Source organism: Pseudorhodoferax soli (assembly GCF_003337555.1).
Classification (GTDB): Bacteria; Pseudomonadota; Gammaproteobacteria; order Burkholderiales; family Burkholderiaceae_C; genus Pseudorhodoferax; species Pseudorhodoferax soli.
This window is the reverse complement of the sequence record NZ_QPJK01000001.1, coordinates 588256-601080: the sequence shown is the minus strand read 5'-3', so window position 1 is coordinate 601080 and position 12825 is coordinate 588256. Positions and strand designations below refer to the sequence as shown.

Sequence of the window (12825 nt, the reverse complement as noted above, 5' to 3'; positions counted from 1 at the left end):
TTATGTTCGCCAAAAGGACGGATCGAGACGTGCAAACATTCCACACGCATGCAGATTTCGGCACCGGGTGTGGCGCGCGCGCCGCAGTTTTGTCAGCTCTGCAGTGGTCAGCCCTGCAGGCGCAGCGCGGCGGCTTCTGCCATTTCCGGCAGGCTGTACAGGAAGCCTTGCGCGCCATCGCAGCCGCAAGCAGCCAGGAATTCGGCCTGGGCCTGCGTCTCCACGCCCTCGGCCAGCACGCGCAGGCCGAGGCCGCGCGCCAGGGCCACCGTGGCGTGCACGATGGCCGCGTCCTGCTGGTCCTGGGGCAGGGCGGTGACGAAGCTGCGGTCGATCTTCAGTTCGTCCAGCGGGAAACGCTTGAGGTAGGCCAGCGACGAATAGCCGGTGCCGAAGTCGTCCAGCGAAAGCCGGATGCCCAGCGCGTGGATGTCGTGCAGCAGGCCGATGATCTGGTCGCCCTCGCCCATGGCGACCGTCTCGGTGATCTCCAGCCGCAGCAGCGCCGGGGGAATGGCGCTCTCGCGCAGCGCCAGCCGCACGACCTGCACGATCTCGCCGTTGGTCCACTGGCGTGCCGACACGTTGACGGCCACCGGCACCGGCTGCAGCCCGGCTGCCAGCCAGCTGGCCAGTTGCCGGGTCACCTGGCGCACGGCCCAGGCCCCCATGTCGACGATCAGGCCGGACTCCTCGGCCAGCTGGATGAACTCGGACGGCGGGACGTACTGCCCCGGCACCTGCTCCCAGCGCATCAGCGCTTCCATGCCGATCATGCGGCCGGTGTCGAACGCGAACTGCGGCTGGTAGTGCACTTCCAGGCGCTCGTGCAGCAGTGCCTGGCGCAGGTCGACCTCGCGTGCCAGGCGGTCGTGCATGCGGGCGTTGATGTCGCTGGCCCAGATGTGGAAGCTGGCCTTGGGCTGGCCCTTGGCGCGGTACATCGCCATGTCGGCCTTGGAAAGCAGGTCTTCGATCTGCGTGCCGTCGCGCGGCACCAGCACCACGCCCACGCTGGCCGAACTGGGCAGCAGGCGGTGGTTGAACTCGGGGCCCAGCGCCACGTCGCGCGACAGCGCGTCGACGATCTTGCTGGCCCCCAGGGCAGCGCCCTCCGGTCCGCCCACGTCTTCCAGGATCAGCACGAACTCGTCGCCGCCCCAGCGCGCCACCGTGTCGGTGTTGCGGCACAGGGCTTGCAGCCGCTGGGCCAGCACGCGCAGCATGGCATCGCCGGTGCGGTGGCCCAGTGTGTCGTTGATGTGCTTGAAGCGGTCCAGGTCGACGAAGAGGATGGCGGCCACGCTGTGCTGGCGCTTCACGCGCGACAGTGCGAGTTGCAGCCGCTCGTGCAGCAGCACCCGGTTGGGCAGGCCGGTCAGGGCGTCGTGGGTCGCGGCATGCTCGCGTTCGCGGGCGGCTTCCAGCGCGCCGGTCATATCGGTGAACACCAGCACGGCGCCGTCGATCTCGCCGTCCGTGGCACGCAGCGGGCTGACGGTCGCGCGCAGGCTGCGCAGTCCGTCGGCCGAGCGCAGGCGCAGCAGTTCGCGCACCCGCACGCTGACGCCCTGGGCCACACAGGCGGTGATGGCGGCATGCAGTGCCTCATGGCTCTGCGCCTCCAGTGGATAGGCGATGGCCAGCGGGCGACCTTCCAGCGCCCTGGGTGCGGCCTGCTGCACAGCACTGGGATTGGCGAAGCGCACGGTGTGCTCGGCGCCATCGACGGTGAGCACCGCGTCGTCGATGGCGCGCAGGGCGGCCTGGGCCTGCGCACGCGTGCGCTGCAGCTGGCGCTGTACCGCGCGCGCGCGCGCCGCCTCGCGAAAGCCCAGCGCCACCGCCAGGCCCGCCACTGGCAAGGCTGGGGGCAGCCAGCGGTGCTGCGTCAGCAGGGCCGCGCTGGCGGCCAGCGGCAGGCACAGCAGCGCCAGGGCCAGCAGCCCGCGTGCCAGCGCCCCGCGCGGGCGCAGCGCCACGGCGCTGACCAGCAGCAATGTGAACAGTGCGGCCAGCGGCGTGGGCACCGGTTCGATGACCGCCGCGCGGGGGATGGCCAGCGTGGCGGGCGCTGCGGCGCCGGGCTGCAGAAGGTGGTAGGCCAGCTGGTCCAGATGTTGCAGCCCCTCGGGCTGCCACCAGGCCAGCAGCAGCGTGACGGCGGCACCGGCGAACCACCAGGTGGCGCGTGCTGCGGCCGCGGCGGCGAGATTGCGCCGGCGGGGCCGCGTGCTCCTGCGACCGGTCGGATCGACGGGACGGGGGAGCAGGGCAGACATGGTGGCTAGGCTGTTGCTGTGAATCGGCCCAGATTGTATGGATTGTTGTAAAACAAGAGTTTTGTATTCACATGGAATGTCGTGTTGTTCAGGTGGGACTGGAGCGCAGGCCGTAGGTCTTGTCGCCCACGAACAGGTATTCCACCCGCATGACAGCGTCGCCCTGCTCGCCCTTGAAGGTGAAGCCCACCGCCGCCACCCGGTCCCCCGCCCGGATCTCCTCGGCCTGCCAGGCGCGCATGCGGGTGAGTGGCGCCAGCTCCAGCTCCCAGCGCCGTTCCCTGCGTGTGGGCAGCACGGTCTTGGCCAACAGCGCAGCGCCGTCGATGCCGGCGCTTTGCGCGGGCAGGGGCCGCTGCTGCAGCCCAGCTGGCAGCGCCAGCGCGGCCGGTGGCTCGATCACGAGCTCTGCATGCGGGTTGCGCCAACGGCTCTCGACGACCTGGCCCTCCAGGTAGATCGGCCGGTCCTGGTCGAAGCTGCTCCAGCCGTGGTGGGCGTGGGCGCGCTGCATCGCCAGCGGGGTGGCCAGGCTGGCCAGCGCGAGCAGCCGGCGGCGCGTGAGGTGCGGGTTCATGGCATCGCTCCTTGGTGGTGGTTCATTCGTAGGCAATCCAGCGGCCACAGGCGATGGCCGCAAGCCACAGCAGGCTGGAGGCCAGCATCTGCAACCGGGCCAGCCGGTCGAGCCGGGCCAGGGCGCCGCGGCCGTGGAACCAGGCCGCGTTGCAGCCGGCCAGCGCCAGCAGCCCCATCTTGAGCAGGAAGCTGCGGTTGGCCAGCAGTTCGACGGGATGGGTGGCGAACATCAGCAGGCCGCTGGCGGCGGCCAGTGCGAAGCCGGCCAGCGCCAGCGTGAGCGACAGCCGCGCCAGGGCCGGCACCGGCAGCGCGGCGGCACCGCCGAACACGCGCACCTCGAGCGCGACGAGGTTGCCCAGCAACAGCGCGATGCCGACGATGTGCACCACCTCCAGGGCAGGGTAGGCCCAGGGGTGGGACTGCAGGGCGGCCAGGGCTTGCATGCGGCCATCTTCGCACCGGCCCGCGGTGCGCCGCGAATGCCCCCAGCCGGTGCCGTTTCAATCGTCGGGGAGCGCGCCTTCGCGCGTCATGAGTGCCGCGGCCGACGCCCGCGTCTCCACGCCCAGCTTGGCGTAGGCATGCTCCAGGTGCTTGTTCACGGTGCGCGGCGACAGGCCCAGGATGTCGCCGATGTCGCGGTTGGTCTTGCCCTTGGCCAGCCAGGACAGCACCTCCACCTCGCGCGGCGTGAGGTCGGCCTCGCGCAGCCGCGAGGCCGCCTGCGGCCGCACCTGCAGCAGCGCCATCGCCTCGCCCATGCCGCTGGCGCCGATCCACTGCAGCCGCAGTTCCTCGCCGCCCGTGGCGGCCAGCAGCGTGGAGCCGCCACCGGCCGCGCGCAGCGGCGCGATGAACGGCGCCAGCCAGCCGGGCCACTGCTCGGCCGGACGGTCGGCGAAGCGGCGCAGCCAGTCGGCCGCGCGCGGCGAACGCCAGGCCAGCCGGTCCTGGTGGTCCAGCAGCAGCACGCCCATGCCGCCCAGGTCGACCGCCTCGCGCGCCAGCCGCGACACGCGGGCGTTGCGCACGTGCGTGGCCAGCCGCACCAGCACCTCGTCGATCTTGAGCGGCTTGACCACGTAGTCCACGCCGCCCGCCTCGAAGCCGGCCACGATGTGCGCGGTCTCCGACAGCGCGGTCATGAAGATCACCGGCACGTGCGCGCGCTCGGGCAGCGCCTTGATGCGCCGGCAGGTCTCGAAGCCGTCCAGGCCCGGCATCAGCGCGTCCAGCAGGATGGCGTCGGGGATCACCCATTCCAGGCTCTGCAGCGCGGCCTCGCCGCTGCGCGCGACCAGCACGCCGTAGCCGGCGGCTTCCAGCGCGTCGACGAGGAAGCCCAGCGCGTCCGGCGCGTCGTCGACCACCTGCACCACCAGCTTCTGCGGTGTCGTCATTCCCGTTGCAACCATCTCAGAAGACTTTCCAGATCGACGCGGTCGACCAGCTGGCGCAGGTAGTCGCATTCGCGCTGCGTGGCGGGGTCGGCCGCGGCCATGCGGGCGATGCCGCGTTTGAGTGAGCCCAGGTCGCCGATGCGGGCGAGCCAGATCAGCTCGGCCGTCGCTTCGTTCGACAGGGTGTGGGCCAGCGGCGCTGCCGCCTCCTGCGCCACCGCAGCTGGCGGCGCCTCGTGGATCCATTCGAGCTGCAGCAGGCGTTCCAGCTGGCCCAGCAGCTCGGACTCGGCCACGGGTTTGGTGACGAAGCCGTTGCAGCCGCTGCCATCGAGCTGCTCGGGCGCATGGAACACGTTGGCCGAGACCATCACCACCGGCAGCGCCGCATGGCCGGCCTGGCGCAGTGCGCGGCAGGTGGCCCAGCCGTCCATCTCGCCCATGTTCACGTCCAGCAGCACCATGTCGGGCGGGTGGCTGGCCACGGCCTCCAGGCACTCGGGCCCGCTGGCCGCCTCCTGCGCCGCGAAGCCCAGCGGGATCAGGATCGCGGCCATCAGCTGGCGCTGCTCGGGCTGGTCGTCCACCAGCAGCAGCCGGCGCCGCTCGCCGCGGTAGCCGATCACCCGCCGGTGGTTCTCCACCTGGTGCTGGTCGATGGCGGTCAGCTCGCGCATGTACAGCCGCAGCTTGAAGCAGCTGCCCTGGTTCACCGTGCTGGTGACCGACAGCTCGCCGCCCATGAGGTCGGCCAGCAGCTGCGTGATGGCCAGGCCCAGGCCGGTGCCTGGCTCGTGCGCGATGCGGCCCGAGCTGCTGCGTTCGAAGGGCAGGAAGATGCGCTCGATGTCGTGCGGCGCAATGCCCAGGCCGGTGTCCTCGACTTCGAAGCGCGCCACCTCCATGCGGTGCGACACGCGCAGCACCACGCGGCCCTCGGCAGTGAACTTGATCGCATTGCTCAGCAGATTCAACAGGATCTGGCGCAGCCGCTTGGCGTCGGCCTGCACGTACGCGGGCAGGGCACGCGCCGGCAGCTCCAGCTGGAAGTCCAGCCGCTTGGCGTGCGCCTGCGGCTCGACCATGCGCACCAGGTCGTCCAGGAAGTCGCGCAGCGAGATCGCCGCCGGCTCGATGCGCATGCGGCCAGCCTCGATGCGGGCCAGGTCGAGCATGCCGTCCACCAGGCTGGACAGGTGCTGGCCGCTGCGCTGGATGGTGGCCACCGGCCCGCGCACGGCCTCGCTCGCCGCGCTGCGCAGCAGCACCTGCGAGTAGCCCAGGATGCTGTTGAGCGGCGTGCGGAATTCGTGGCTCATCCCGGTCACGAAGCGCGTCTTGGCCAGGTTGGCGGCCTCGGCCACCTCCTTGGCCTTCTGCAGCGCGGCGTCGGTGCGCTTGTGCGCGTCGATCTCGCGCAGCAGCAGCTGGTTCTGGTGGTTGGATTCGTCCTGCGCCACCTCGCGGCTCTCCACACCCAGCACGATCCACCAGGCGCCCACGGCCAGCAGCAGCAGCGCCAGCGTGTAGACCTTCTGGAAGCCCGTGCGCATGCTGGCGCGTGCATGGTCGTCCAGGCCGGCGGCCACCACGTCCTGGTAGTACACGAGCCCCATCACGGTGGACAGCAGCAGCACCAGCGAGACCAGCACGACCAGGTAGTGCGTGAGGCGGAAGTTGATGCTGCGCGCCATCACGCCCGGCAACAGCCGGCGCAGCAGGTCGTGCGTCTGCTCGGAGGCGCTCGAGCGGCTCTTGCAACGGTCGTGGCAGCGCGATTCGAGCGTGCAGCACAGCGAGCAGATCGCCGCACCGTAGGCCGGGCAGAACGACATGTCCTCGGATTCGAAACGGTTCTCGCACACCGAGCAGGACACGCTTTCGCCGGGCTGCCACAGCGGCGTGCGCGGCCGCGCGATGTACCAGCGCCCGCCCGTGCCCCAGGCGATCAGCGGCGCCGCCACCAGGGCGGTGCCCAGCGCCAGCAGCGGCGAGAACGCGCGCGCCGCCTGGCCCAGCGCCCCGGCATAGCTGGCCACGCCCACGGCGCCGGCCAGCAGCGTGGCGCCCACGCCCACCGGGTTGATGTCGTACAGGTGGCCGCGCTGGAACTCGATGCCCTGGGGCGACAGGCCCAGCGGCTTGTTGATGACCAGGTCGGCCACCAGCGCGCCGACCCAGGCGATGGCGATGTTGGCGTACAGCCCCAGCACCTCCTCCAGCGCGCGGAACACGCCGAGCGTCAGCAGCAGGATCGCGATCAGCACGTTGAACACCAGCCACACCACGCGGCCCGGGTGGCTGTGCGTGAGCCGCGCGAAGAAGTTCGACCAGGCGAGCGAGCCCGCGTAGGCGTTGGTCACGTTGATCTTGATCTGCGAGATCACGACGAACACCACCGTGATGGCGACCGCCCAGGCCGGATCGGCGAACAGCAGACCGAACGCCGCCAGGTACATCTGCGTGGGATCGAGCGCCTTGTCCAGCGGCAGCTGGATCTGCAGCACCAGGTAGGACAGCAGCATGCCGCCCAGCATCTTGAGCATGCCCGGCACGATCCAGCCCGGCCCGGCGGCCAGCACCGCGCCCCACCAGCGCCAGCGGTTGCGCGCCGTCTTCTCCGGCAAAAAGCGCAGGAAGTCGACCTGCTCGCCGACCTGCACCACGAGCGCGAAGGCCATGGTGGCGGCGGCGCCGAACATCAGCCAGGAGAAGTCGCTCTCGCCCGAGGTGAAGCCCGACAGGCCCGGCAACTGCGCGAACACGCCCGGGTTCTTGACCGCGATGGCGATGAAGGGCAGCACCAGCAGCGCCAGCCACAGCGGCTGCGTCCACGACTGCAGCCGGCTGATGAAGGTGATGCCGTAGGTCACCAGCGGGATGACGACCAGCGACGAGAGCAGGTAGCAGGCCGTGATCGACCAGCTGGTGAAGTACAGCTGCAGCGCCGACGCCATGATGGCCGCCTCCAGCGCGAAGAAGATGAACGTGAAGCTCGCGTAGATCAGCGAGGTGATGGTCGAGCCCAGGTAGCCGAAGCCCGCGCCGCGCGTGAGCAGGTCCATGTCGACCGCGTAGCGCGCGGCGTAGTAGCTGATCGGCAGCGCGGTGAGGAAGGTGATCGCGCCGACCAGCAGGATCGCCCACAGCGCGTTGGCAAAGCCGTAGTTGAGCGCCATCGCCGCGCCGATGGCCTCCAGCGCCAGGAACGAGACCGCGCCCAGCGCCGTGTTGGCGACCCGGAACTCCGACCAGTGGCGCCGCGCGCGCGGCGTGAAGCGCAGCGAGAAGTCCTCCATGGTCTCGTTCGCCACCCAGGTGTTGTATTCCCGGCGGATGCGGAAGATCTTCTGGGCAGGTGCGGAGGAGGGGGGGTCGTCCATGGAACCCCTGGCCCATGCAATAAGCGTACCGAAGGGGTCAGCGCCGCCCGGACCGGGCCTCCAGTGCTTGCACACGCTGCGCCAGCGCGTGTTCGGCCGTGATGTCCGTGATCAGCCCATACCAGCGCCGGACCTCGCCTTGCGCGTCGAACTGCGGCCGGGCCCGGCTGCGCACCCACTTCCATGTGCCGTCCGGCCACAGGATGCGGAACACGGTCTCGAACGGCTGCTTGCTCGGCAGGTGGGCCAGCCACTCGGCCCGCACGCGCACCTGGTCCGCCTCATCCATGCGTTCGCGCCAGCGGGCGTGGCGCTCGGCGCTGGTGCTCATGGGCGACCACTCCCAGGTCTGGCCCATGTAGTCGATGCTGCCGTCGGGGCCGGCAGCCCAGGTCACGTTGGGGGCCAGCGCGATCACCTCGCGGTAGTGCGCGATGGTCTCCTGCAGCGTGCGCTCGGCGGCCACCCGTTCTGACACGTCCATGGCGAACACCGAGACCCCCAGGGGCTGCCCCGATGCGCTGCGCACCTGCTGCAGGGCGATCAGGCTGATCGCGCCCGTGTCGCGGCGCCGGTACTCCAGCGGCGACAGCGGCTCGCCGTCCAGCACGCGCTGCAGGGCCTGCGCGAAGTCCGCCAGGCGCCGGCCGTCCACCAGCTGGTCGACCGCGCGGCCGGTCGCCTGCGACAGGTCCAGCCCCAGCATCTCGCCGATGCGCGCGTTGGCGCTGACCACGCGCAGCTGCGCGTCGATGAAGCCCAGCCCCACCGGCGCGGCCTCGTACAGCGATTCGAGCTGGTGGAAGCGCTGGAACGGCGAGGTGTCCAGCGGGCGGTCGCGCCGCGAGAAGCCGCCGTGCCGCTCGAGCGCCTGCCGCGCCTGCGCTGCGGCCTGCGGCGCGCCCCACAGGTAGCCCTGGCCGAGCGCACAGCCCATGCGGGCCAGGATGGCGGCCTGCCGTTCGTTCTCGATGCCCTCCGCCACCACGTGCACGCCCAGGCTCTGGCCCAGGCCGAGCACGGCGGTCACGATCTTCAGGCTGTTGGCGTCGGTCTCCAGCGCGCGCACGAAGCTGGCGTCGATCTTGATCTCGTCGAAGGGCAGGGCCTGCAGCCGCGTCAGGCTGGAATGGCCGGTGCCGAAGTCGTCCAGCGCCAGCCGCATGCCGGCCTGCTTGAACAGCGCGATGGCGCGCTGCGCCGTGGCGTTGCTGTGGAACAGCGAGCTCTCGGTGATCTCGATGCACACCCGCTGCAACGCCAGGCCGCCGGCCGCGGCCGCCGCGCTGATCTCGTCGACGATGCCCAGGTCAAGGAACTGGGTCGGCGCCAGGTTGAACGCCAGCTGGAAGTCGCCGGGCCAGGCGCTGGCCTGCGCGCAGGCCTGGCGGACCAGATGGAGGACCAGGCCGTCCAGCAGCCCCGCCTGTTCGGCCACGGGGATGAAGCGCACAGGAGGCACCGGCCCCAGCGTGAGCGAACTCCAGCGTGCCAGCACCTCGAAGCCGACGATCCGGCGCGTCTGCAGGTCCACTTGCGGCTGCAGGGCTGGCCAGATCTCCCCTGCAGCGAGTGCACCGCGCAAATGCTCCAGCAGCAGCTGTTCGTCCATGCTTGTCTCCCTTGGTTTCGCGTTGTAAACCAAAGCGGCCGGCAGCGGTGGGCGATGTCGCGGGCGATGCTGAAAGATGGCTGAGTTTGGGCTGGACCGCGCGGTCCGGCCGCTTCCCGGACCGCGCGAGCACTGCGGCGGTGGGCCGTGGCGCGGGCCCGGTGCGGGTGGCGTCACCCCAGCCGGTCGGCGCTCAGGCGGGGCGCACCAGCGCGGCCTGGCATGCTTGCGCAAGCTGCTGTGCCATCGCTGCGGGGTTGGCGATGCGGTGCACGGCCGCCGCGCCGAACACGGGCTCCAGTTCGGCCGCCGCCAGAGCATCCGGCGCGAGGCACTGTGCCTGCATGCCGGCCGACCGCAGTGCCTGCACCGCGCGGCGCGCATCGCACAGCAGGTGGCCGGCCTCGAACACGTCAATGTCCCAGGGCTGGCCATCGCTGAGCAGTACCAGGCTGCGGCGCGGGCTGTTCTGCTCGGCCAGCAGCGCCTGGGCGTGGCGCAGCGCCGCGCCCAGGCGTGTGGAGTGCCGCACAGGCAGCGCGGCCAGAGCCGCTGCATCGCACGGCGCGCCAAATTCCACCGCCCGCCAGTACGCGACCTCGGAGCGGCCGTTCGACGCGAAGCCGTGCACGGCCACGCGCGCGCCCTGCGCCGCCAGGCGGTTGGCCATCCACAGCGCGGCGCGCTGCTGGGCGGCTTGCACGCTCAGCGGGCCGGCCCCCCACATGGCGAGCGTGGACTGCGACAGATCGAGCAGCAGCAGCACGCTGGCGCGCACGGGCGGCAGCGTGCGCTGGAACAGGCGCGGGTCCCAGCTGCGGGCAAGCCGCCGGTCCACCAGGGCCGCGACGGTGGCCGGCAGGTCCAGCGCCTCGCCCTCCGCCTGGGGCGGCAGGCGTCGGCGAGTGGGCGGGGCCGCCGTGCCGCGGCGTGCCACGGAACGCTCCTGCACGCGGCACCAGCCCGGGCGCCACTGGCCCAGCCGGTCATGCCATTCGGCATAGTGCCGCTCACGCAAGACGGGGGAGCCCTGGGCTCCAACGAGGTCACCGGCCGACGGTGCCTGTGCACCGCCGTCTGCGGGCAGCGCATCCGCATCGCCGGTTCGGCCGTGGTCCCACAGGTAGCTGTGGTCGTCGCGGTAGGCCGCTGCCGGCCGGTACTGCGTGTCGAACGGCACGCGCATCTGGCCCAGCATGTTGGCCAGACGCATCGCCAGGTCGGCGAAGGCCTGCGGACCAGCGTTGGCCGGCAGCGCCCAGAAGCCCTGCTGCGCGCGCTGCACCCAGTGGTGGCCGTCGTGCGCGGCCGGGTCGGCCAGCGCGCGGTCCAGCCGATGCATCAGCGCGGCGAAGCCCAGGCCCTCGGGCGCGGTGCCCGGCAGACCAGTGGCGAACCAGCGGCGCACGCCGGGAAATTCCTCGAGCAACAGGCGTTCGACGCGCGCGTCCTCGACGGCCGACAGCAGGGCCAGCGCCAGCGGCTTGCGGCCACGCGCATCGCGCGCTGGCGGGGAATGGCGCAGGTGCGCCGCGGCGTGCGCGATGGCCGCAGCGCCGTGCACGAGGCCGGGCGGCAGCAGCAGCTGCGCGGGCGCCAGCACGGGCTGCGCCAAGCCGGTGACCGGCTCGACCGTGCAGGCGCGCCGGGACAGCGCCTGCAGCAGGAGCCGCAGCGCCGCGGTGTTCACGGGTAGAGCGCGTCCGCCAGCGCGCGCAGTGCCTGCACGCGCTCGGGCTGGTCCGACCAGGCTTGCACCAGGGCCAGTTCGCAGGCAACACGCGCCTGCATGCCGCCGGCCATCAGCTGCCCTGCGCGCACCAGCATGCGCATGGACAGGGCTGCTTGCGCGCCCTCGTCCAGTGCGCGCGCACGCTCGGCCAGACCGACGAGGCGCATGGCCTGCTCGGGCTCCAGGCCCGCCTCATGCACCAGGATCGCCACCTGGGCCGGCACCGGTGGCGCCTCGAACGCCATGGCCACGAAGCGCTGGCGCGTGGCCGGCCGCAGGTCGCGCCCCGGCTGCGGGTTGTACGAGACCACCAGCTGGAAGCGCGGGTGCGCCGCGAGCAGTTCGCCGTTGCGCTCCAGCGGCAGCACGCGGCGCGTGTCGGCCAGCGGGTGCAGCACGGTGAGCGCATCGGGCCGCGCCTCGATCAGCTCGTCCAGGTAGCACAACGCGCCGTGGCGCGCGGCCAGGCTCAACGGGCCGTCCTGCCAGCGCGTGCCGTCGGCGTCGATCAGCCAGCGGCCCAGCAGGTCGCCGGCCGCCATGTCTTCGTGGCAGGCCACGGTGACCAGCGGCAGGCCCAGCGTCCAGGCCATGTGCTCGACGAAGCGCGTCTTGCCGCAGCCGGGCGGTCCTTTGAGCAGCAGGGGCAGGCGCAGCGCGTAGGCGTCCTGGAACTGTGCGACCTCGTCGCCGACCGGACGGTAATAGGGCTCGGCCGCGACCCGCCAGTCCGCCAGCGGATCGGCCGGTGCCTGCAGAACGGCACTCACCGGTGGTCGGGCAGGGTGTTGGGAATGCCGTCGATCGGGCACTCGGGCGTGCCCGGCGTGCTGCGCGTGAACGCCTCCACTCTTTTCCGCGTGCCTTCGGGGTCCTTGATCCAGTCGGCATAGAAGCCATACGGGCAGGCTGCCACGCCGTGCATGTCCTCGCCCGAGTTGATCTTGCCGGTGTAGCCGCGGTGCAGCAGCTTGTAGAGGTGGTTCTGCGACTGGCCGTTTTGGCGCGCGTCGCGGATCAGGTGCATGGAGAGCTCGGCGTAGTTGATGCCCATCTCTTCCTCGCCGCACTCGCCCAGCGTGCGGCCGTCGAAGCCGATCAGCGCCGAGTGGCCGAAGTACGAGTACACGCCGTCGAAGCCGGTGGCGTTGGCCACGGCCACGTAGCAGTTGTTCATGAAGGCCATGGCCTTGGCCACCAGCACCTGCTGCTCCTTGGCCGGGTACATGTAGCCCTGGCAGCGCACGATGAGTTCGGCGCCCTTCATCGCGCAGTCGCGCCAGATCTCGGGGTAGTTGCCGTCGTCGCAGATGATCAGGCTGATCTTCATGCCCTTGGGGCCGTCGCTCACGTAGGTGCAGTCGCCCGGGTACCAGCCCTCCACCGGCACCCAGGGCATGATCTTGCGGTACTTCTGCACGATCTCGCCCTGGTCGTTCATGAGGATCAGGGTGTTGTAGGGTGCCTTGTTCGGATGGTCCTCGTGGCGCTCGCCGGTCAGCGAGAACACGCCCCAGACCTTGGCCTCGCGGCAGGCCGCCGCGAAGATCGCGGTCTCCTCGCCGGGCACGGTGGCGGCGGTCTCGTACATCTCCTTGGCGTCGTACATGATGCCGTGCGTCGAGTACTCGGGGAACACCACCAGGTCCATGCCCGGCAGGCCGCGTTTCATGCCGACCACCATCTCGGCGATCTTGCGGGCGTTGGCCAGCACCTCGGCCTTGGTGTGCAACCGCGGCATCTTGTAGTTGACGACGGCCACGCCGACGCTGTCCTTGCTGCTCGAAATGTCGCCGTGGCGCATTGCATTGCTCCTGCTGTGTGGGATCGGGCG

The 12825-nt window shown here is 71.1% G+C and carries 9 protein-coding genes; all 9 read right to left on the bottom strand.

What is annotated here, in order from left to right; genetic code table 11:
- Nucleotides 1-107: 107 nt before the first annotated feature.
- The 9 genes from DES41_RS02685 to DES41_RS02645 all read right to left on the bottom strand — a co-directional run bounded on the left by DES41_RS02685 (nucleotide 108) and on the right by DES41_RS02645 (nucleotide 12795).
- The gene (locus tag DES41_RS02685; protein WP_114465618.1) at nucleotides 108-2282 is read right to left on the bottom strand and encodes a putative bifunctional diguanylate cyclase/phosphodiesterase; all 2175 of its coding nucleotides are present in this window, start codon (nucleotides 2280-2282) and stop codon (nucleotides 108-110) included.
- A gap of 88 nt (nucleotides 2283-2370) precedes the next feature.
- Nucleotides 2371-2859 carry a DUF6152 family protein gene (locus DES41_RS02680; RefSeq protein WP_245965547.1) on the bottom strand — a complete coding sequence of 163 codons (489 nt, stop codon included), beginning with the start codon at nucleotides 2857-2859 and terminating at the stop codon, nucleotides 2371-2373.
- Nucleotides 2860-2881: 22 nt separating this feature from the next.
- Entirely contained in the window at nucleotides 2882-3307 is a 426-nt protein-coding gene (locus DES41_RS02675) for a hypothetical protein (protein ID WP_114465616.1), read from the bottom strand.
- A gap of 57 nt (nucleotides 3308-3364) precedes the next feature.
- On the bottom strand, nucleotides 3365-4279 hold the full coding sequence (locus tag DES41_RS02670) for a response regulator transcription factor (RefSeq protein WP_211332881.1): 915 nt from the start codon (nucleotides 4277-4279) through the stop codon (nucleotides 3365-3367).
- Nucleotides 4261-7647 carry a hybrid sensor histidine kinase/response regulator gene (locus DES41_RS02665; RefSeq protein ID WP_114465612.1) on the bottom strand — a complete coding sequence of 1129 codons (3387 nt, stop codon included), beginning with the start codon at nucleotides 7645-7647 and terminating at the stop codon, nucleotides 4261-4263. The genes DES41_RS02670 and DES41_RS02665 overlap by 19 nt, the downstream gene beginning before the upstream one ends.
- Nucleotides 7648-7684: 37 nt before the next feature.
- Nucleotides 7685-9259, bottom strand: a complete 1575-nt coding sequence (locus DES41_RS02660; RefSeq protein WP_114465610.1) for a sensor domain-containing phosphodiesterase — start codon at nucleotides 9257-9259, stop codon at nucleotides 7685-7687.
- Nucleotides 9260-9452: 193 nt separating this feature from the next.
- Nucleotides 9453-10949 (bottom strand): nitric oxide reductase activation protein NorD, encoded by a 1497-nt coding sequence (locus DES41_RS02655; RefSeq protein ID WP_114465608.1) that lies wholly within the window; start codon nucleotides 10947-10949, stop codon nucleotides 9453-9455.
- A complete protein-coding gene (locus DES41_RS02650; protein ID WP_245965546.1) occupies nucleotides 10946-11761 on the bottom strand; it encodes a CbbQ/NirQ/NorQ/GpvN family protein in 816 nt (271 codons plus the stop codon). The genes DES41_RS02655 and DES41_RS02650 overlap by 4 nt, the downstream gene beginning before the upstream one ends.
- The gene (locus tag DES41_RS02645; RefSeq protein ID WP_114465604.1) at nucleotides 11758-12795 is read right to left on the bottom strand and encodes an aliphatic amidase; all 1038 of its coding nucleotides are present in this window, start codon (nucleotides 12793-12795) and stop codon (nucleotides 11758-11760) included. Before DES41_RS02645 ends, DES41_RS02650 begins: the two co-directional genes overlap by 4 nt.
- Nucleotides 12796-12825: the final 30 nt, after the last annotated feature.